The following is a 20,599-nucleotide window of genomic DNA, read 5'->3' on the forward strand; positions in this document are numbered from 1 at the left end:
CGAAGCGTATACGCTTCCCGTCGACCTATCCCGTCCATTCAGTCAGGTCATCCTCATCATCGCATTTATTTTCGTCATCATCAATTTGCTCGTCGATCTGCTTTATGCGGCAGTTGACCCGCGCATCAGCTACAAATAGAGGGGGAACGATCATTGGCGCAAGCGGTATTGAATGCAAAACCGAAACCGGCAAAGGCCGCCCCCTCCGGGCCGTGGAGAGAAGGCTTGCGGGCATTTCGCCGCAATAAACTGGCTATGCTCGGCCTGTTGATCATTCTCTTTTTTGTGGCGGTCGCCTTTCTTGCCCCTTCGATTACGCACTACGACTACAAAGAGCAGGTGCTGCTGGACCGGCTGCAAGCGCCGAGTGCGGCGCACTGGTTCGGAACGGACGATCTCGGGCGCGACCTGTTCACGAGGATCGTCTATGGCACCCGCATCTCGCTGTGGGTAGGCATCGTGTCCGTGCTCGGCTCGATGGTGGCGGGAACGCTGCTCGGCATATTGGCGGGTTTTTACGGCAGATGGGCGGATATCGTCATCTCGCGTTTCTTCGATATTTTGCTTTCGTTTCCGAACATCTTGCTGGCGATTGCGGTTGTCGCGGTGCTCGGGCCGTCGCTGCAAAATGCGCTGCTCGCCATCGCCATCGTCAACGTGCCGGTGTTCGGAAGGCTCGTCCGGGCCAAAGTGCTAAGCCTTCGCACGGAGGAATACGTAACGGCGGCCAAAGCGCTCGGCATGAAGAACGCGCGCATTCTTTTCGTGCACATTTTGCCGAATAGCCTGGGCCCGATCATCGTTCAGGCGACGCTGAGCATCGCGCACGCGATTATCGAATGCGCGGCCCTGGGCTTCCTCGGTATGGGGGCGCAGCCGCCGGAGCCGGAATGGGGCAAAATTCTCTCCGATTCCCGCCAGTTTATCCAGAACGCGCCGTGGACGGTATTATTCCCCGGCCTTTCCATCATGCTTACGGTTCTAGGGTTTAACCTCATCGGCGACGGGCTGCGGGACGTGCTAGACCCTCGGATGAAGCAGTAAGACAAGTTTCGTTGGTTTACGCGACACACCGTCTCTTTGAGGCGGTGTATTTTATTTTGCCGAATCGTTGCAGGGCATGCAGGAATTTACTTCCAGTCTGTAGAAATCATTGTAGGAGAGAACAGTCCAAACGGAACGGAGGCAGTAAATGAGTAAGCGCATACATGTGCTGGTCGGCACGAGCAAAGGTGTATTTATGTACGTCTCGGACGAGGAAAGACAGCGCTGGGAACTGAAAGGGCCTTTTTTGAACGGATGGGAGGCATACAGCGTACTCGGCGACAGCCGGCACGGCAACCGGATATTCGCCGGCACTTCGCATACGGCGTACGGTCCGGCGATTCGCGTCAGCGAGGATTTCGGGGAAACGTGGCGGCAAATTGAGGACGGTCCGCGCTACGCGCCGGAAACCGGCTTCGCCATGAACCGGATATGGCAGCTTGTGCCGGGGGCGCCGTCGCAGCCCGATACGCTGTACGCCGGCGCGGAGGATGCAGGCTTGTTCGTCAGCCATGACCGCGGCGAAACGTGGCGCGAGCTGGACAGTTTGACGAAGCATCCGACTCGGCCCGATTGGTTCGGCGGTGCAGGCGGAATGTGCCTGCATACGATTTTGACCGATCCGAACAATCCGCAGCGCATTTGGGTGGCGATCTCGGCGGTCGGCGTATTTCGCAGCGACGACGGCGGGGAAACGTGGAAAGTTTGCAACCGTGGGCTGAACCGGGTACCGACGGGACAGCCGGACGAAAGAGTCGGCTTCTGCATTCACAAAATGGTCATGTCTCCATTCGACTCGAATACGCTTTACATGCAGGAGCACTGCGGCGTCTTCATGTCAACGGACGGAGGAGACTCGTGGGTGCCGTTCGAGGAAGGGCTCACTTTGCACGGCGACGACCGGCCGTTCGGCTTCCCCATTGCGGTCGGGCCGAACGGAGACCTGTTTCTCATTCCGCTCGAGAGCAGCGAGAAGCGTTCGATGGCGGGCGGCAAACTGCTCGTCTGGTCGCGCCGCCCCGGCGATGAGCGGTGGGAGCCGATTGGCGACGTCGTGCCGGATGAGCAGCGGCATGTGAGCGTATTGCGCGACGCGATGGCGGTCGATACGCTTGAGCCGTACGGGCTATATTTCGGCACGAACAGCGGCGAATTGTTCTGTTCCCTCGACCGCGGCGTGACGTGGAGCCGGCTGCCCGGCCAGCTGTCCCGCATTTTGTGCGTGAAGCCGTGGGTTGTGGAGGTGTAGCGGTTACAGCCATGCCGAGCATCGAATGTTCCGTTCCGTCATTGATCAGCGACTGTACCGGGGGACATGCGCGCTTTACGCTGCAGGCCGAAACGCTGGAGCAAGCTATCGCCCGGATGCTCGAAACGTATCCTCTGCTGCGCGTCCATCTGTTTACCGAGTCGGGGGCCGTCAGGCCGCACGTTTTGATTTGTTACAACGACGACAACATTGCTTGGCTGGAGCATCTCGACGTGCCGCTAAAGCAGGGAGACCGGCTCGCGGTGCTGCAGCTCGTATCGGGCGGATAACCTAAACTGCACAAAGGAGCATTGCCGCTGCGGCGGCAGGCTTCTTTTTTTTATTTTCAAAAAAATAGATTGAAAATTTAGATGTACGCGCTATAATTAAATCAAAAAAAATTTAGATAACCAAAAAAATATTTTTTAGTATGTGGTCGTTTGGAGCATATCAAAGAGGAGCAGCAGTTCCTGGAAGCGCTCGTCAAAGGGATCGCAGTTCAGTTCGGAGACAAATGCGAAGCGGTGCTTCACGATTTGACCGGCAGCTATGACCGAACGATTGTCGCGATTGAAAACTCCCATATTACGGGCCGCAGAATCGGCGACTGCGGCAGCAATCTCGGGCTGGAAGTGCTGCGCGGCACCGTCACGGACGGGAACCGCTACAATTACGTCACGCAAACGAAAGACGGAAAAATGCTAAGATCGACATCCGTCTACATCAAAAACAAATCGGGCGAGACGATAGGAGCGGTTTGCATTAACCTGGACATTTCCGATCTGATTATGGCCGAGAAAACGTTGAAGTCGGTTACGATGCACAGTCTGGACCATGAAGTGCAGGAGGTGTTCGTCCAAGACGTAGGTGAGCTGCTGGACTATTTGCTTCAGGAGTGCCAGAAAGCAATCGGCAAGCCGATCTCCTACTTGACCAAGGAAGAGAAGATGAGAGCGGTTCAATTTCTCGATCAAAGAGGGGCGTTCCTGGTCAAAAAGCGGGCGACCGCGTATGCCAGTTTTTGGACATTTCCAAGTTTACGTTGTACAACTACCTGGAAGAAACGAGAGCGCAGCAAAGCGGGGCAGCCCAGAGGGAATAATTCTTTTTGCTCTCCTGCAGCTGCGCTGCAAATGTAAGCGCAATCATCGATCCGACGAGGAGGTATTGCATGGCCGCTCCGCTGCTATCGATTAAAAATTTGAAAACTTATTTTGTTCAGGGCGATACGGAAGTGCATGCCGTAGACGGCATCGATCTGGACGTTCACGCCGGCCAAACCGTATGCATCGTGGGCGAATCCGGCTCCGGCAAAAGCATAACGTCGCTGTCCATTATGGGGCTGGTGCCGAAGCCGCGAGGCAAAATCGTGGACGGCCAAATTGTGTTCGAAGGCATCGATCTGGTGCAGCTTTCCGACAAGCAAATGGCGGACATTAGAGGGAAACAGATCTCCATGATTTTTCAGGAACCGATGACGTCGCTCAATCCGGTGCTGACGATCGGCGATCAAATCGCGGAAGTGTTAAGGCGGCACCGCAAAATCGGCAAAGCGCAGGCGAGAGAAATGGCCGTCGAAATGCTTCGCTTTGTCGGAGTGCCCCGCGCGGAACAAATCGTAAGCGAGTATCCGCATCAATTGTCGGGGGGGATGCGCCAGCGGGTCATGATCGCGATCGCCATGGTGAACCGGCCGAAGCTTCTGATCGCGGACGAACCGACTACGGCGCTCGATGTGACGATACAGGCGCAGGTGCTCGAGCTGATGAAACGGATGCGGGACGAATTGGGCACGGCCATCGTTATGATCACTCACGATTTAGGGGTGGTGGCGGAAATCGCCGACCATGTAGCCGTCATGTATGCCGGGCAAATCGTGGAAACGCCAGCGCCGACGCCATTTTTGGCGCCCCGGTTCATCCGTATACGCAGGCGCTGCTCGCGTCGATCCCTTCCCTTGACGAAGTGAAGGAAGTGCTCTACTCGATTCCGGGAACCGTTCCGGATGCGGCGCATTATCCGCAAGGCTGCAGGTTTGCCGGACGGTGCGAGAAGGCTCAGCCTTCCTGCTCGCAGCGCATGCCGGAGCTGCGCGAAATCAAGCCGGGCCATTTCGCGCGCTGCGATCTCGTTTAACAGAAAGGATGGATAACATGGGCGGCAATTTGCTGGAAGTGCGCAATTTGCACAAACAGTTCCCGATTCGAGCCGGACTGCTTCGCCGGACGATCGGACACGTGAACGCGGTGAACGACGTATCCTTCACGCTCGGTACGGGGGAGACGCTCGGCATCGTGGGAGAATCCGGCTGCGGTAAATCGACGCTGGGCCGAATGATCATGCGCGTCACGGATCCGACCGGCGGGACGATTATGTTCGACGGGGAAAGCTTGTCGGAGCTGCACGGAGCGAAGCTGCGCCACGCGAGAAGAAAGTTCCAGATGGTGTTTCAGGACCCGTACGCTTCGCTCAATCCGAAAATGCGAGTCGAGCACATATTGGCCGAACCGCTGCTCGTAAACGGCGTCATGGACCGGGAGCAGGCGAGGGAACGGGCGGTGCGGCTGCTGCAGCGCGTCGGGCTGCGGGAGTCCGACCGGCTCCGGTTTCCGCACCAATTCTCGGGCGGCCAGCGGCAGCGGATCGGCATCGCGCGGGCGCTTGCGCTCAGCCCGAAGCTGATTGTCGCCGACGAAGCGGTATCGGCATTGGACGTCTCCATTCAGTCGCAAATTTTGAATCTGATGCTCGATCTGAAAAAAGAATACGGGCTCTCGTATATATTCATCTCCCATAACCTCGCCGTCGTCAGACATATTAGCGACCGGGTCGGCGTCATGTATTTGGGACATTTGGTCGAGCTCGCGGACAAAGACAGCTTGTATCAAAATCCGCTTCACCCGTATACGCGGGCGCTGCTTTCGTCGGCCCCGGTCGCCAAAAGGGGAGTCCAACGCGACAGAATCGTTTTGCAAGGGGATGTGCCGAACCCGGCCAACCCGCCGGGCGGCTGCCCGTTTCATACGCGTTGTCCGCAGGCGATGGACGCGTGCCGAACGGTAAAGCCGGCTTTGCGCCAATTGGAACCGGGGCATGCCGTGGCATGCCACCTATATTGACAGAAAGCGGGAGTATAACGATGGAAGCTTTAGCTTTAGCGGTCAAAGTGATCGATCCTGTTCGCAAAACAGCGTTCACGGCCCGGCTCGAACAAACGGAGGACGGGTTCACGCTGCATCGCGACAATACTGCGGAGGCTGAGCCTGATTTGCTGCTGAGCCCGGGCTGGATCGATCTGCATGCGCACGTCTATGACGGAATGACTTCGATCAGCGTTCCGGCCGACGAAGTCGGGCTGCGCACCGGCGTCCACCTGATCGCGGACGCGGGCAGCGCAGGGGAGGCGACGCTCCCCGGCTTCATGAAATATGTGGCGCATGCGTGCGAAACGGATATCCGAGCCTGGCTTAACATCAGCTCGATCGGGCTCGTACATATGCGCGAAGTGGCCGAGCTGACGCACATCGACGTGGACCGCACGATCAAAGCGGCGCTCGATAACCGGCCCTTTGTTTGCGGCATCAAAGTAAGGTCGAGCGGAGCGATCGTCGGTACGATGGGCTTGCAGCCGCTGCAGCTTGCGGTGCTCGCCGCGCGGGAAGCCGGCTTGCCGCTCATGGTGCATATCGGGGAAGCGCCGCCGAGGATCGACGATGTGCTGGACTTGCTGGACGAGGGGGACGTCGTGACCCACTGCTTCCACGGCAAAACCGGGCATCCGTGGAGCCGGGAAGGCAGCCCGGGCAAAGCGCTGCTGCGAGCGCTGGAGCGGGGGGTTATTCTCGATGTCGGGCACGGCGCCGCCAGCTTCAGCTTTGACATATGCAGGAATGCCTTGGCGAAAGGGCTTCCGGCATTTTCGATCAGCACGGACGTTCACGTCCGCAATATCGGCGGCCCGGTTTACGATCTGACCACGACGATGACGAAGCTGCTATGGTGCGGGCTGCCGCTGGAAGACGTCATCGCCGGCGTAACCTTGGTTCCCGCTTCCGTCTTGCGGCTTCCGGACTGGTGCCGCCTCGATGGCGTCCTGGAGCGGGCGACGCTGTTCCGGATTGCGGGCGAGCCGCCCCGGGGACGCGTATATCGGGACGCCAAAGGAGAGCACGTCCGGCCCGAGAAAGTGATTCTGCCGCAAGCCGTCATCGCCGGCAAGCAGTTGCAATGGTTGACTACGCCGTGAAGCACGGCGTTTTCATAAAATCTGTTCGAGGGGGAAAAGCACGATGAAGAAATGGTGGCTCATTATGGTCGCGCTCATGATCGTTTTGGCGGGATGCAGCGGTACCGGCACAGGCAGTACAGGCGGTTCGGGCGGAACGGGCGGTGCAAGCGGAACGAGCGGCACCGGCGGTACCAAGGATGGGCCTGGCCCGGCAAAGGATGCGCTGGTCGTCGGGCAGGATATCGATGCAGGCACGCTCGACCCGCAAAAGCAAGGGAAAATGCCGGATATGAACATTCTCATCAACATATTCGACACGCTCGTCACCCGCGACGCCGACAACAAGCTCGCTCCCGCGCTGGCGACCGAATGGAAGGCGATCGACGATACGACATGGCAATTCAAGCTGCGCGAAGGCGTCAAATTCCAAGACGGCGAACCGTTCAACGCCGACGTCGTGAAATACAGCATCGACCGCTTGAAAAATCCGGAGACGAAGTCCCCGATCGTGGAGCTGAATTCGGTCAAAGAAGTGAAGGTTGTCGATCCGACGACGGTCAACATTATTACGGACGGACCGGACCCGATTTTGCCGAATAAGCTCACTTTGTTTGGCGGCGTCATGGTCCCGCCGAATTACATCAAGGAGAAGGGCGACGACAATTTCGCCAAAAACCCGGTCGGCACAGGCCCGTTCAAATTCGTCTCGTGGCAAAAAGACAACAAAGTCGTCATGGACGCCAATCCCGACTACTGGCGCGGCGCCCCGAAAGTAAAACATTTGACGTTCAAAATCATACCGAACGCCGCCGATATGGTTGCAGCGCTCAAAACGGGCGAAATCGACATCGCAGCAGCAGGCGTTACCGCCGACGTCGCCGATCAGCTGAAAGGAAGTCCCGACATCGATGTCGTCGGCAGCCCGTGGATCCGCACGTTTTACGTCTCGCTCGACGCGCAGAACGGCCCGCTCGCCAAAAAGGAAGTGCGTCAGGCGCTCAATTACGCCGTCGACGTCAAAACGATGATCGATACAGTGCTGGGCGGTCACGCATCCCGCGTCTCCACGCTCATTCCGAAGCAAAACTTCGGGTACGACGCCTCCGTCGCCCCGTACGAGTATAACCCGGACAAAGCGAAGCAGCTGCTGGCGCAAGCAGGTTATCCGCAAGGCTTCACGATCCAGTTCGACGCCGGCAACCAGGATTCGAACATTGTGCAGATCATCTCCGATATGCTGGGCAAGGTCGGGGTCAAAGTGCAGGCGAACCTGGTGGACAGCAAAACGCTTTCGGCCAACATCGCCGCCAAAAAAGTAGCGCCGCTCTATTACATCGGCAACACGGGCTGGACGATGGACGCCATGAGCAACTTCCAATCGTATATCAAGAGCGACCGCCGCTACAACCGCTGGAAAAACGACGAAGCCGACAAATTGGTGGACATCGAGGAAAAATCGCTTGATCCGAAACAGCGGCAAGAAGCTTTCACGAAGCTGCAGCAGCTGCTCAAAGAAGAGGCGCCGTTCATCTACTTGTATCAGTTGGACAATTTGTACGGCATGAGAAAGAACGTGCAGTGGAAACCGAATCCGATCGGCGTGCTGTCAATGTATAACGCTTCCTTCAAGTAATTATGCCGGGGGTGAACCCGTTTGCTATCCTACGTGTTGCGTCGTTTTCTCTATGCCGTATTCGTGCTGTTCGGCGTGGCGACGGTCGTGTTTTTCATCGCCAGATTGACGGGGGACCCGGTAGCCATCATGCTGCCTCCGGACGCTTCGGCCCAGCAAGTCGAAGCGCTCCGGCACAGCTTCGGTCTCGACAAGCCGCTAGTCGAACAGTACGGCATTTACTTGCTCCATTTGGTTCAGCTCAATTTCGGCGAATCACTCAGGTACTCGGAGCCGGTGGCGCGGCTGATCGCCGAACGGCTGCCGGCCACGATGCAGCTCGCCGGCGCATCCCTGCTCTTTTCGCTCATCATCGCCATTCCCGCCGGCATCGTGGCAGCCATGAAGAGGGGGACGGCGGTGGAGGGCGGAGTGCTGTCGTTCGTACTGCTCGGTCAATCGATGCCGGTATTTTGGGTCGGGATATTGCTCATCCTCGTCTTTTCCGTTCATTTGAAATGGTTTCCGACGGGCGGAATTGGCGGCTGGCGCCATTTGGCGCTGCCCGCAATCGCACTCGGGCTGCATCTCATGGCGCTCGTCACAAGGCTGCTGCGTTCGTCGATGCTGGAGGCTTTGGGCTCGGACTATATACGTACCGCCCGGGCGAAAGGCTTGTACCCGCGCACCGTCGTTGCCAAGCATGCGTTGCGCAACAGCTTGCTGCCGGTCGTTACGGTCGTCGGCCTGGAGATCGGCGCTTTGCTCGGCGGATCCGTCGTGACGGAAACGATATTTGCTTGGCCGGGCGTAGGCCAGCTGCTCATTCAGGCGATTTACAACCGCGACTTTCCGCTCGTGCAAGGAGCCATCATTTTGCTGGCCGGCGTCTTCGTACTGGTCAATCTGCTCGTAGACTTATGCTATATGATCGTAGATCCGCGCATTCAATACAAATAGGGGGGGATAGCGATGAAGCGGCTGCGTGGCCGAATGAAATATGCGTTAGTCTGGTTTTCCGCAGCGGTGCTGGCCCTGTTCGTCTTGCTTGCCGTTATAGCCCCGCTGATCGTGCCCCACGACCCTAACGCGCAAAATTTGCTGACCCGTCTCAAGCCGCCGGTCTGGCTGCACGGGGCCAAAGCGGGCTTTTTGCTCGGCACGGACAATCTCGGCCGCGATATTTTCAGCCGTATCGTGTACGGAAGCCGGGTTTCCATGACGGTAGGCATTCTCGCGGTATGCTTGTCGGGGGCTATCGGCACTTTGATCGGGCTGCTTTCCGGCTTCTACAATGCGGTCGACCAAGTCATGATGCGCATTGCCGACATTCAGCTGGCGTTTCCGACGATTTTGCTGGCGCTCGCGATTGTGGCCGTCGTCGGCGGGGGGATGAACAATCTCATTCTCGTGCTGGGCGTGACCGGGTGGGTACCTTACGCCAGGGTCGTCCGCTCGGAAGTGATGAGCATCCGCACGAGCGACTTTGTCGTCGCCGCGCAAACGATCGGCGTGACGGAAACCCGCTTGTTGTTCCGGCACATTTTGCCGAATATCGTCGCTCCGATTATTACGATCGCGACGTTTCAAGTGGCATCGGCGATCATTGCCGAATCGTCGCTCAGCTTTCTCGGCCTCGGGGTGCCGGTCAACGTGCCGAGCTGGGGCAATATGCTGAGCGAAGGGCAGCTGTATTTGGGGACGGCATGGTGGATATCCGTATTTCCGGGCATATGCATCATGCTCGTTGTCCTCGCTATTAATATATTGGGAGACGCCGTCAGGGATTATATGGATCCCAAAACAAGGCTCGGATAGGAGATAGCCCGTCATGACATGGTCCTATGCGACTCATTACGTATGCGACGGATGCGCAAAGCCGTTCGAGCTGCACCGTCCGCTGAACACTTGCCCGGATTGCGGCGGACTGCTCGAGGTTCGGTACGATCTGGGAAGGATGAAGCGGGAGCTGAGTCCAGGCATGTTTGCAAGCCGCGTCCCTTCAATGTGGAGATGGCACGAGTTTTACCCGCTGCGGGACGCTGCGAATGTGGTCACGCTCGGAGAGGGAGGAACCCCGCTGATCCGTTCCGTTTATGCCGGACGGCAGCTTGGGCTTCCCGAGTTGTATTTCAAAAACGATGCGCTCATGCCGACGGGAAGCTTCAAGGACAGAGGGTTCAGCCTTGCGGTCAGCTTCGCCAAAGAGCTCGGGATCAAGCGGGGCCTCACGTACAGCTCCGGCAACGCCGGTTCTTCGTTTGCCGCCTACGCCTCGCGCGCCGGCATCGAGGCGGCGGTTCTCGTCGAATATTTGGCCAATCCGCTCAAAAAATCGATGATCGGCCTGTACGGCGCCCACACCGCCACGTTGCACTTCGAAAGCATGAACGACATTACGGCGATGCTGGCGGAAGCGGTGCAGAGGCTAGGTCTGTACCAGTTCGTCAATTTCATCAATCCGGTCCGGCACGAGGCGATGAAAAGCTACGCATACGAAATCGCCCAAGCGTTCGACTGGAAAGCGCCCGACGTCATGGTGCACCCGGTCGGCACGGGCGGCGGCATATGGGGGGCGTGGAAAGGTTTCGGCGAACTGCTTGAGCTCGGCTGGACCGATTCCGTACCGCGGATGGTCGCCGTTCAGCCCGACGCGACCGGGCCGATCGTGCGGGCGTTCCGGCAAGGCTCGAGAACGGCGGAGCGGTACGGCGATTCCACGAAGACGATCGCGCAAAGCATCGCCGGCGACGCCCCGATTCAGAAAGGGGAGCGGGTGCTCAGCGCGGTGTACGACTCCGGCGGCTTCGCCGAGACGGTGACCGACAGCGAGATTCTGGAAGCGATGCGATGGCTCGGCAACGAAGGCATCGCCGCCGAACCAGCCTCCGCCGCTTCGCTCGCCGCCGTCAAGAAAGGCGTCGAGCAGGGCCGCATCCGCTCGTCGGACCGCGTCATATGCGTCATTACGGGTACAGGGCTGAAGCAGCCTTCGGCCACCCAGCAGGCGGTACCGGAATCGGAGCTGAAATTGAACGCCGATTTCGGCCAGCTGTCCGAACTGCTCGCGAAGCTCTGGAACTGATTCCGCTGATTATGCCAAAACGGAGATGATGTACGTTGCCAAACGTAAGCCCGGTTGTAGCAGCGCTGCTCGAATGCATCGCGCTGCCGAGCCCGACCCCGCCGGGGGAAGTGCCCTTGTCGCCGATTGGGCGGAAGCTTGGGCTCGGCGCTTCCAAGCGAGAGTGGAGCGCCAGACGGTCGAACCCGGTAAAGATAACGTGATCGTGACGCTCGATTTCGAAGGCGACGGCCCCTGCCTGCTGTTTAACACGCATATGGATGTCAACAATCCTGCGGGTCAAATATGGTCGCAGCCCCCGTTCGAACCGGCCGTGCGGGACGGCCGCGTGTACGGGCTTGGCGCCTGCGACGCCAAAGGCAGTCTGGCGGCGATGCTGACTGCGATGGAGCGGCTTGCGCAGCGCAGCGAAGGGCTGCGGGGCAAGCTGGTGCTGACGGCGGTCATGGGCGAAGAGGCGGGGGGCATCGGCAGCCTGCACCTGGTGCGGCAAGGGATCCAAGCCGACGGCGCCGTCGTCGGCGAGCCGACGCAGCTCGAGGCAGCTATCGCTCATAAAGGAACGTATATGCGCAAAATCCGCTTCCGCGGGCGCGCCGCCCACTCCGGCAGCCCTCACCTGGGCATTAACGCGATCGTTCATGCGGCGCGGTTTTGCCTGGAATACGACCGGTTGAACGAGTCGCTTGCGCAATCTCCCCATCCTCAGCTCGGACCGGCCAATGCGGCGGTAACGATCGTGCACGGGGGGACCAGGCAAAATACGATCCCGGAAAGCGCCGAGCTGATCGCCGACCGGCGGCTCATACCGGGCGAAACGCATCAGGATGCCGACCGCGAGCTGGAGCGCATTTTGCGCCGGATGAAGGAGGACATCCCGCAGCTGCAGGTCGACCCGATCGAGGTCGTCGTCGCCACGATTCCGTCGCAAACGGACGAATCGGAACGGATCGTGAAGGTGGCGCTGGCGGCGCTGGAACAAGCAACGGGCAGCGCGAAAAAGGCGCAAGGCTTCAGCGCCGGCTGCGATATGAGCAAGCTGGTGACGATAGCTGGCATCCCGACCGTCATTCTCGGCCCGGGCAGCCTGGCTGAGGCTCACGCTCCGGACGAATTTGTGGAAATCGCGCAGCTGGAACAAGCTGTGGACATTTACGAGCGGATCGCCCGCGAGTTTTTGAAAGGGTGATGTTGATGAGTGCGAGCAAAATTGCCGCGGTTCTGCGCAAATGCCGCGAGCAGCGGGCGTTTTCCGGGGCGGCTTACGCCTGGGGGACGGCTTCGTCCGTTGTCGAGAGCGGCACGGTCGGCACGCTTTCCTGGGACGGCGAACCTGTTCAGCCGGACAGCTTGTGGGATTTGGCTTCAGTCACGAAGCCGATCGTCGCGCTGGCGATGATGAAGCTGCTGGAAGAAGGAGAGCTGCGCCTGGACGATACGATCGCCTATTTTCTGCCCGATTATGCCGGCACGGATAAAGCGGGCATTACGCTTCACCAGCTGCTGACCCATTCCGGCGGCATTCCCGGACAGCAGCCGCTGTACAAGACGGCCGCGACCGCCGAGGCGCTGATGGAAGCGGTAAAACGTCTACCGCTGCGCAGCAAGCCGGGCACCACCGTTGAATATACGTCGCAAGGATTCATGATCGTAGGCGCCGTCATCGAGGCCGTCACGGGCTTGCCGCTGCAGCGCGCAATGCAGGAAACGGTGCTCGCTCCTGTGGGGATGAGCCGGACGTTGTTCAACCCGCCTGCGGACTTGCACCCGCGCACTGCCGCTACGGAGCAGTGTCCGTGGCGCGGGCGGCTCGTGCGGGGGGAAGTGCACGACGAGAACTGCGTCGTGCTGGGCGGCGTCGCCGGACACGCGGGTTTGTTTAGCGACATTGGCGATCTGATCCGCTTGTGCCAAACGATGCTTCGTCTCGGCGATAGTGGAAAGGGCCGCTACTTGCAGCCGGCAACCGTCATGCAGATGACGCGCAATCATACGTCCGGCCTTAATCTGGCGCGGGGGCTCGGCTGGCAAGCGAAAGACAGGTTCGGTTCGCCGGCTGGCGATCTGTTTTCCTCCGCTTCTTTCGGCCATACCGGCTTTACCGGCACCAGCGTATGGATGGACCTCGAAGCGGACGTGTTCGCGATTCTGCTTACGAACCGCGTTCATCCGTCCCGGGAGAACGAGGCGATGGGGCGTGTCCGGGCGATTTTCCATAACCTGGTCGTCGCCGAGGCACAGCGTGGCGGCGATGCGGCACAACAATAGGACGAGTGGGGAGATGACGGGATGAAACTGCAAATCCGAACTTCGAAAGCGCCGGCTCCTGTCGGACCGTACTCTCAAGGCTTGAAAGTAGGAAACCGGGTCTATGTGGCCGGCCAAGGCCCCCTGGATCCGGAGACGGGGACAATTCCCGACACGATCGCCGGGCAGACGAGACAAGTGCTCAAAAACATCGAGAACATTTTGAAAGAGGCCGGGGCCACGATGAACGACGTCGTGAAAGTGACGGCCCACTTGCGGGATTTGAAGCTGTTTGACGAGTACAATGAAGTGTACCGCGAGTTTTTCTCCGAGCCATACCCGGTCCGAACGACGGTAGGCAGCGAACTGGACGACATTCTGGTTGAGATTGACGTCATTGCGGAGCTGCCGTAGCGCAGAATGCCGAGTGCGAAAATGAGGAATCGCCTGCAACATGGGCGATTCCTCATTTTTTTTGACCGCATGGAATAAATGTCCTCGATCAAATAATGTAGATAGCGTGAAAATAGTCCATTAAGAAGAAGCGATTCATGGCCGACGCCTGCATTTTTGACGATTTGGCCGGAGCGATTCAAAATGCGTTCGTCCGCGCCAATACGATGCTGCAGGATCGGCAGGTGCAAACGATATCGACTTATTTCGATGCACGCCGGGGGACGGCCCTAGGATAATGCAATCAGGTAAAAATACCTATGAAGAACCTGCTCATTGCGGCAGGTTCTTTTGTATTTACGAGTCTAGAAACACGATTGGAACTTGTTGCAAGCCTATGTTTCTGTTAAACTGACGTTAAACATGCTAATATGACATATTACGACAAAATAATACATAAATCATTACATAATACCTATTAAAGGTGTGGATCGTGGATGGAAAAATCGACAATTATCGGACTCGTACTTGCTGTTATTGCCGTCGGGCTCGGCATGGTACTGAAGGGCGCCAATCTGTCGGCTCTGATCAATCCCGCGGCGCTGTTGATCATTTTTGTAGGTACGGCTGCGACGCTGTTCATCGGATTTTCGCTGGAAGACATCAAAAAATTTCCGAAGCTGCTGAAGATCGTCTTTACGGAGCAAAAATTGCAGAACAAGATGGAGCTTATCAACTGGTTCTCCGATATGATATCGTTGACCCGGCGGGAAGGCTTGCTGGCGCTCGAAGCCAAAGTGGAGGATATAGCGGACCCGTTCCTGAAGGGCGGCTTTCGGCTTATTATCGACGGCAACGATCACGAGTACGTGCGCGATGTGCTGTTGGAAGATATCGCCGCGATGGAAGAGAGGCATCGCTCCGGAGCACTCATTTTTACCCAGGCAGGAACGTATGCGCCGACCTTGGGGGTGCTCGGCGCTGTCATCGGTCTCATTGCGGCTCTCGGCAATTTGAGCGAGGTGGAGAAGCTCGGCCATTTAATTTCCGCGGCGTTCGTGGCGACGCTGTTCGGTATTTTTTCCGGCTACGTGCTGTGGCACCCGATCGCCAACAAGCTGAAACAGAGATCGAAGAAGGAAGTCGAAATCAAGCTGATGATGATCGAAGGGCTGCTCTCTATCCAGTCCGGCGTCTCCTCCATCGCGATGCGGCAAAAGCTGCTCGTGTTCGTCCCGAACTCGCAGCGCGTAGAGGACGAGCCGAATAAGGAGGGTGCCGCGCTTGGGTAAGCCGCACAAAAAGCAGCATCATGAGGAGCATATCGACGAGACGTGGCTCATTCCGTACGCCGATTTGCTCACGCTTTTGCTGGCGCTGTTCATCATTCTTTTCGCTTCCAGCAAAATGGACGCCAAAAAGTACGATACGCTTATGGCCTCTTTGCATTCCGCTTTTAACGGCGGCGCGGCTCAGTTCCAACTGTCGAATCTGATCCCGGTAAACAGCAGTCCGAATATGGAAAACAAAAAAGAGGACCGCCAGACCGACGCGCCAACCGCCGGGAAGCCGGACGCGGCCAAGCTGCAGGAGCAATTGCAGAAAGAAGAGAAGGATCTGGAGGAGCTCAAGCATAATCTGGACAAGTATATTGCCGACAATAATCTGATCGCCCAGCTCGATACCAAGCTGACGAACGAGCGCCTTGTGATCACGATCCGCGACCGCGCCCTGTTCGATTCCGGCTCTGCCGCGTTCAGGCCCGATTCGCAGAAGCTGGCCGCCGCGATCGGCGCGATGCTTGGCAAATATCCGGGCTATCGGATCGAAGTGGCCGGGCATACCGACAACGTGCCGATATCGAGGGGAGAGTTCGAAACGAACTGGGATTTGAGCGCAAAGAGGGCGCTGAACTTTATGAAAATTTTGCTGGCCACAAGCGGCATCGACCCCGCCTTGTTCTCGTCCATCGGGTACGGGGAGTACCATCCGGTCGCCTCGAACGATACCGCCGAAGGGCGGGCGCAAAATCGCCGCGTCGAAGTCAGCGTCATCCGCCATGTCAAGATTACGGACGTTGCCGGTCAATCCGGTGCAAGTTCCGGTCCGTAACCGCCGCTACTTACCGCTACTGTGAAAGCCGCTTGAAAAGGCGGCGTGTTCGTTGAAATCCTTAACGCTCAAAAATCGAAATCGTGCTTATTGGAAGGGAAAGATCCTGAAACCGATCGGCTTTGGGCGTCATCGGGATAGCTTTCAACGGTTTCGCCTCCGAGTCGGCAATTTTGCTAAGGGCACTTTCAAGAGCGATGGAAGCGAAACCTTTTCCCCGATAATCCCGGTCTACGAAAAAACAGGCGATTCTCCAAACCGGAAGTTTGGTGAGACCGCCCACATACTCTCGCTTATGCTTAATTCGCGGAAGCTCATCTGGCGGCCCAAACTGACACCAATCGACGACGGTCGAACCCCCGTATACTAGAGCGGCATGTGCAGATCGGTTCTGGGAAGCGGACTTGTACGCCCGAGTCCCTCCTGGTGAAAGGCCATGCACCAACAGCCGCCCCATACCCGTTGTTCTACTCAACCAGCCGTGCAAAATCCGGCCAAGTACTTTCATCGAGGAGTTTTACGATGAAGTCGGACATCGGCATTATTCCCTCCGTCAAACTATCCTGTTAGTTATTCAGTAAAACCATTCAATTGCCTGCACGAATAATCGTAATTATCAAATATCAACAACATGGTTTAACATATCAAACGAAAAAATACGCCCATTCAGATTTGGGAACCTGCGTATGCCGTGAGAGCAACGAAACTTGCCGTTACAATCAGGGCGGAGAGCCGTATCGCAAGGGTGAAGAGGGCATCCCTCTTTTCCTTTTTTTTCTAACGCCTATTTACATGTTATAGTGAATTAGTGTACTATTTCTTTAATGCACTAACCGTTTGATGAATTTCAAAAAAAGGGTGAGGCGGATATGCGGCAATGGCCGGCTATGTTTATCAAAGATTTCAAGTTAACAAGAACCGTGTTTTTCATAGGGCTCGTCATGAATGTATGGATTGCCATACTGACGCTATACATGGGGAGGGTAGCGGATGATTCATTGCTGATGTTCGTACCCATAGCGATTGCTGTCGCCATTCATGTGGCCTACGTTCCAATTATGGTATTCATTAGTTTGAAGTCGGAGGGCAATCACTTACCTTTATGGCTGAGCAATCCCCAACCGGCCTTTAAATTGTTGTTGAGTAAAATAGCGAACGGTTTGATGATGATCGTGATTTCATTAGCTTTCTTATTTGCCTTGTCCGGACTGCTGATCGTACCTAAGTTCAACCTAATTGAGCCCTATTGGACAGATACCTGGAGAGTAGGATTGTTTATCTTTCCTCATATCATTTGGATATCTATTCAGCTTAGCGTGTGGGCGATGGTTATTTGGGCCTTATACCAATGCCTCAAATTAAAGATTGGACGTTGGAGCCGTGTAGCGGTTGTTGGCGTGACCATCCTATCTGGAGGGGGCGATGCCCTTTTCAAAACCACTAAACTGTATCGACTCGTTACGGAATGGGGGGGCATTGCCTATAAGTTTCCTGCGATATTATCGGACCCGATACAAACCTACGCAGGAGAGTACGTATACGACTTCATGATTGTCGTTGGATTATTCATACTAACCGCGTGGCTCGTGGACAACAAAGTTGAGGGATAACGATGGATGAATTTAATGCTTCTAAGCCGATATATTTGCAATTGGCGGATCGCATACACCGACAAATTATAAGCGGAGAATTGAAGGCGGGCGAGAAGCTTCCTTCGATCCGCGATATGGGGATCAAATACAGCATGAATCCCAACACTGTTCAGCGCGCATACAGCGAATTGGAACGCGAAGGGATCTTGGAAACGAAGAGAGGTCAGGGCACGTTCGTTTCGGAACGACAAGATCACCTGGTGCTGCAGCGTGATAAGTTGAAACATGAACAAATTGGGCAATTCGTTCACGTCATGCAAGAAATGGGATACAGCGCAGCGGAGATCCTATCAGGGCTGGAACAATACTTGAACAACATTGAGAAAGGGGATGAGTGACGTGATTCGGATGACGAACGTTACGAAGAAATATATCAACCAAACCGTGCTTAAGGACATCTCATTTGCGGTGCCTATAGGTAAAATCGTTGGCATTGTAGGCGGGAACGGCAGCGGGAAGTCAACGTTATTGAGGTTAATGTCCGGGCTTTCGCTGCCTACGAGCGGTAGCGTGACGGTAAACGGAGAGACGGCTAATCGAAGAACCGGCAAAGTTGTTTCGTACTCGTCCGAGCTGGGTTCCTTTTATCCTATTTTCACGGTAAAAGAAGCGATGCGTTTTCAGGCTTCGCAATTTGCTGACTTTAACCTTGCTAAAGCGGACGAAATCATGAAGCTTATGCAGCTGGATCCTCATATGAAAATCAAAGCGCTCTCGAAAGGACATCGCGGCCGATTGCAAATCGTGCTTACTTTGGCCAGAGAAGCACCCTACATTCTGATGGACGAACCATTGTCCGGACTTGATCCGATGGTACGCGAGTCTATCGTGAAAGGAATGATTTCTTATGTTGACTTGAATTCTCAAACCTTAATCATGACAAGCCATGAAGTTGCGGAAATCGAAACCTTAATAGACGGATTCGTTGCGCTTAAAGGCGGTTCCTTGCTTAGAATGGCCGACGTAGACGAATTGCATGAATCAGAGGGGCTTCGCATCACGGATTGGATGAAGAAGACTTATATCTAGGGAGAGGGAATGATGAACATGACGGAGCATTCCAAAATGAGATTAGCAGACAAGGTCACGTTGTTACGCCTTTATTTGTTGAGAGGGGGTTACCTTCTTGTCGTTGTGGGGCTCGGTATCAAGATATGGCCTGAAGTCATCAACCGGTCGGGGTCATGGGAGTTGATGGATGGGGTGGTGCAATGCATGTTGCTCGCCTTCTGGGCGCTATGCGTCCTCGGGTTGCGGTATCCCCTGCAGATGCTGCCTGTACTTATGTGGGAATTGGCGTGGAAGTCGGTCTGGCTGATCCTCGTTGCGCTTCCGATTTGGGCATCCGGTCATATGGACGCTCCAACTATGGAGATGGCCATTACTATCTTGTGGGTCGTCATATTTCCCTTCCTCATTCCTTGGCGCTTCGTGTTTGCAAACTATGTGATGAAACGCGCAGATCGGTGGGTATGAGCCGGTAAGTACATCGTTTGGCGTGAAGGAAAAACTCCCGAAAAGGAGCGTTCCAAATTCGCCTTTTAGTAGTCGTATTATAAGTAAGCTTAAAGTCGTCTTTAATCGAAGCGTCAAAGTGCAATTCAATGTCCTTGACGCTTCTTTTTTTAGGTTATTACGAAATTGCCTAATTCATCGTAGACATGTAGCTTCCTTGCATCCGGCCGTTCAGGTTGGCGCGGGCGAGCAGTTTGGATGGGGTATTGAGATCCGCCCGATCCATTACCTCAAGAAGGAAGAATAGAAACACTTGAGGTGTACTTTAGAGAAAGGGCAGTCCCGCAACGGATGGCCTGCCGCCTGAAAAGGCGGTTTTTTTCGTTGCCGGCTCGCCGAATAAAACAAATTTTTACGATATCCGAAAAATGTGAAAAAAAAATTTACGGAAAAAGACTATGCAGCGGATACGGACATATATTTTAATTGCAAGTAGGTGCGGATTTTGGCACAATCAACCAACCATTATTGAGGGGATGAAGCGAAGTTGGACTCCATTATGTACCGTTATTATTTGCCGGGAGACGAAGCGGGAATCGTCACGCTTTGGAACCGCTGCTTGGCCTTTGACCCGGTGACGGAGCTGAGATTCCGCAAGCTGGTGCTGCTCGATCCGAACTTCGATCCGCAAGGCATGCGAATAGCGGCCATAGAAGGCCGCATCGTCGGCTGCTTTTACGCGGTGCGCCGGCAGCTGCCGATGATCGGCACCGAGCTCGAGCCGGACAAAGGATGGGTGCCGTTTTTCTTCGTCGATCCGGATTGCCGGCGGCAGGGGATCGCCTCCCGCCTGCTCGAAGACGCCGCCGCCTTTATGCGCGCGAACGGAAGGGAGAAGCTGCTCTTTTCCGCTTATGCGCCGAACTACATCGTGCCGGGCATCGACAAGAAAGCGTATCCAGCCGGGGCCGCCTTCCTGCGAAAGGGGCGTTTCGAACGGTTATACACGGCAGTCGCCATGGACTATTCCCTGGTCGGCTTCGAAATGCCGGAGGAGGTGCGCGCCTTAAAGCAGCGCCGGGAAGCGGAAGGCTACACGTTCTCGCTGGCGGCGGACCGCGATCTGTTCGAGCTGATCCAATTCGCTTCGAACGTGTTCAACCCCGATTGGGGCCGGGCCATCCGGGAAGGGCTGCTGCAGCAGCTGTCGATGCAGCAAATTTTGGTCGCCCGGCAGCAAGGCGAGCTGATCGGCTTTTGCCTCCACGGCGGATACGAAGGGGTGCGCGAGCGGTTCGGCCCGTTCGGTGTCGATCCGAGCCAGCGCGGCAAGGGCATCGGCAAAATTTTGCTGTACGACTGCCTTCAGCTGATGCGCGCGCAAGGCATGCACGGCGCCTGGTTCCTGTGGACCGGCGAGCAAACCCCGGCCGGACAGCTGTACTTGAAAAACGGGTTTTCGATTACGCGAAGCTTCGACGTCGTGTGCAAAGCTTTATAGATCGATAACGGGGAGGGCTGT

At 56.3% G+C, this 20,599-nt stretch carries 22 protein-coding genes and 2 pseudogenes; 23 read left to right on the top strand and 1 reads right to left on the bottom strand.

The annotated features are described in order from the left end of the window. The 18 genes and pseudogenes from SD70_RS37190 to SD70_RS25730 all read left to right on the top strand — a co-directional run. Nucleotides 1-139, top strand: a pseudogene (locus SD70_RS37190) (peptide ABC transporter permease); the annotation flags it as partial. A gap of 14 nt (nucleotides 140-153) precedes the next feature. Then, nucleotides 154-1,044 carry an ABC transporter permease gene (locus SD70_RS25655; RefSeq protein WP_041050949.1) on the top strand — a complete coding sequence of 297 codons (891 nt, stop codon included), beginning with the start codon at nucleotides 154-156 and terminating at the stop codon, nucleotides 1,042-1,044. A 148-nt stretch (nucleotides 1,045-1,192) separates the two neighbouring features. Next, nucleotides 1,193-2,293 (top strand): WD40/YVTN/BNR-like repeat-containing protein, encoded by a 1,101-nt coding sequence (locus SD70_RS25660; protein WP_041050950.1) that lies wholly within the window; start codon nucleotides 1,193-1,195, stop codon nucleotides 2,291-2,293. Nucleotides 2,294-2,304: 11 nt separating this feature from the next. After that, nucleotides 2,305-2,583: a MoaD/ThiS family protein gene (locus tag SD70_RS33970; protein WP_052487882.1), complete on the top strand. Its 279-nt coding sequence runs from the start codon at nucleotides 2,305-2,307 to the stop codon at nucleotides 2,581-2,583. Nucleotides 2,584-2,733: 150 nt separating this feature from the next. Further along, the gene (locus tag SD70_RS25670) at nucleotides 2,734-3,432 is read left to right on the top strand and encodes a helix-turn-helix transcriptional regulator (RefSeq protein WP_331436840.1); all 699 of its coding nucleotides are present in this window, start codon (nucleotides 2,734-2,736) and stop codon (nucleotides 3,430-3,432) included. 32 nt (nucleotides 3,433-3,464) lie between these two features. Continuing rightward, nucleotides 3,465-4,429: pseudogene (locus tag SD70_RS25675) on the top strand (ABC transporter ATP-binding protein). A 17-nt stretch (nucleotides 4,430-4,446) separates the two neighbouring features. Beyond that, nucleotides 4,447-5,412, top strand: coding sequence for an ABC transporter ATP-binding protein (locus SD70_RS25680; RefSeq protein ID WP_041050952.1), 966 nt, complete (start codon nucleotides 4,447-4,449; stop codon nucleotides 5,410-5,412). A 20-nt stretch (nucleotides 5,413-5,432) separates the two neighbouring features. After that, entirely contained in the window at nucleotides 5,433-6,539 is a 1,107-nt protein-coding gene (locus SD70_RS25685; RefSeq protein ID WP_052487883.1) for an amidohydrolase/deacetylase family metallohydrolase, read from the top strand. A 43-nt stretch (nucleotides 6,540-6,582) separates the two neighbouring features. Then, a complete protein-coding gene (locus tag SD70_RS25690) occupies nucleotides 6,583-8,154 on the top strand; it encodes an ABC transporter substrate-binding protein (protein ID WP_052487884.1) in 1,572 nt (523 codons plus the stop codon). A gap of 21 nt (nucleotides 8,155-8,175) precedes the next feature. Then, nucleotides 8,176-9,093 (top strand): ABC transporter permease, encoded by a 918-nt coding sequence (locus SD70_RS25695; protein ID WP_041050954.1) that lies wholly within the window; start codon nucleotides 8,176-8,178, stop codon nucleotides 9,091-9,093. A 12-nt stretch (nucleotides 9,094-9,105) separates the two neighbouring features. Beyond that, nucleotides 9,106-9,951, top strand: coding sequence for an ABC transporter permease (locus tag SD70_RS25700; protein WP_082053657.1), 846 nt, complete (start codon nucleotides 9,106-9,108; stop codon nucleotides 9,949-9,951). Nucleotides 9,952-9,964: 13 nt separating this feature from the next. Continuing rightward, on the top strand, nucleotides 9,965-11,218 hold the full coding sequence (locus SD70_RS25705) for a threonine synthase (RefSeq protein ID WP_041050957.1): 1,254 nt from the start codon (nucleotides 9,965-9,967) through the stop codon (nucleotides 11,216-11,218). Nucleotides 11,219-11,291: 73 nt separating this feature from the next. Then, nucleotides 11,292-12,407 (top strand): M20 family metallopeptidase, encoded by a 1,116-nt coding sequence (locus SD70_RS25710; protein ID WP_052487885.1) that lies wholly within the window; start codon nucleotides 11,292-11,294, stop codon nucleotides 12,405-12,407. A gap of 5 nt (nucleotides 12,408-12,412) precedes the next feature. Next, a complete protein-coding gene (locus tag SD70_RS25715) occupies nucleotides 12,413-13,486 on the top strand; it encodes a serine hydrolase domain-containing protein (RefSeq protein ID WP_041050959.1) in 1,074 nt (357 codons plus the stop codon). Nucleotides 13,487-13,507: 21 nt separating this feature from the next. Next, nucleotides 13,508-13,879 (top strand): RidA family protein, encoded by a 372-nt coding sequence (locus SD70_RS25720; RefSeq protein ID WP_041050961.1) that lies wholly within the window; start codon nucleotides 13,508-13,510, stop codon nucleotides 13,877-13,879. Between the two features lie 137 nt (nucleotides 13,880-14,016). Then, on the top strand, nucleotides 14,017-14,157 hold the full coding sequence (locus SD70_RS36365) for a hypothetical protein (protein WP_156158187.1): 141 nt from the start codon (nucleotides 14,017-14,019) through the stop codon (nucleotides 14,155-14,157). A 198-nt stretch (nucleotides 14,158-14,355) separates the two neighbouring features. After that, on the top strand, nucleotides 14,356-15,150 hold the full coding sequence (gene motA, locus SD70_RS25725; protein WP_041050963.1) for a flagellar motor stator protein MotA: 795 nt from the start codon (nucleotides 14,356-14,358) through the stop codon (nucleotides 15,148-15,150). After that, on the top strand, nucleotides 15,143-15,970 hold the full coding sequence (locus SD70_RS25730) for a flagellar motor protein MotB (protein WP_041050965.1): 828 nt from the start codon (nucleotides 15,143-15,145) through the stop codon (nucleotides 15,968-15,970). The genes motA and SD70_RS25730 overlap by 8 nt, the downstream gene beginning before the upstream one ends. A gap of 61 nt (nucleotides 15,971-16,031) precedes the next feature. Here SD70_RS25730 and SD70_RS40510 read toward each other — a convergent pair whose 3' ends face one another. Continuing rightward, the gene (locus SD70_RS40510; RefSeq protein WP_394298017.1) at nucleotides 16,032-16,478 is read right to left on the bottom strand and encodes a GNAT family N-acetyltransferase; all 447 of its coding nucleotides are present in this window, start codon (nucleotides 16,476-16,478) and stop codon (nucleotides 16,032-16,034) included. A 361-nt stretch (nucleotides 16,479-16,839) separates the two neighbouring features. Here SD70_RS40510 and SD70_RS25740 point away from each other — a divergent pair, with 361 nt between their 5' ends. The 5 genes from SD70_RS25740 (at nucleotide 16,840) to SD70_RS25760 (ending at nucleotide 20,578) form a co-directional block, all read left to right on the top strand. Further along, the gene (locus SD70_RS25740; protein ID WP_041050969.1) at nucleotides 16,840-17,580 is read left to right on the top strand and encodes a hypothetical protein; all 741 of its coding nucleotides are present in this window, start codon (nucleotides 16,840-16,842) and stop codon (nucleotides 17,578-17,580) included. Nucleotides 17,581-17,582: 2 nt separating this feature from the next. Then, nucleotides 17,583-17,960, top strand: a complete 378-nt coding sequence (locus SD70_RS25745; protein WP_041050970.1) for a GntR family transcriptional regulator — start codon at nucleotides 17,583-17,585, stop codon at nucleotides 17,958-17,960. Between the two features lie 10 nt (nucleotides 17,961-17,970). After that, nucleotides 17,971-18,651 (top strand): ABC transporter ATP-binding protein, encoded by a 681-nt coding sequence (locus SD70_RS25750; protein WP_331436843.1) that lies wholly within the window; start codon nucleotides 17,971-17,973, stop codon nucleotides 18,649-18,651. Nucleotides 18,652-18,660: 9 nt separating this feature from the next. After that, nucleotides 18,661-19,098, top strand: a complete 438-nt coding sequence (locus SD70_RS25755) for a hypothetical protein (protein ID WP_197081188.1) — start codon at nucleotides 18,661-18,663, stop codon at nucleotides 19,096-19,098. Nucleotides 19,099-19,624: 526 nt separating this feature from the next. Then, nucleotides 19,625-20,578 (top strand): GNAT family N-acetyltransferase, encoded by a 954-nt coding sequence (locus tag SD70_RS25760; RefSeq protein ID WP_231571537.1) that lies wholly within the window; start codon nucleotides 19,625-19,627, stop codon nucleotides 20,576-20,578. Nucleotides 20,579-20,599 lie beyond the last annotated feature (21 nt).

Source organism: Gordoniibacillus kamchatkensis (genome assembly GCF_000829455.1).
Classification (GTDB): Bacteria; Bacillota; Bacilli; order Paenibacillales; family NBRC-103111; genus Gordoniibacillus; species Gordoniibacillus kamchatkensis.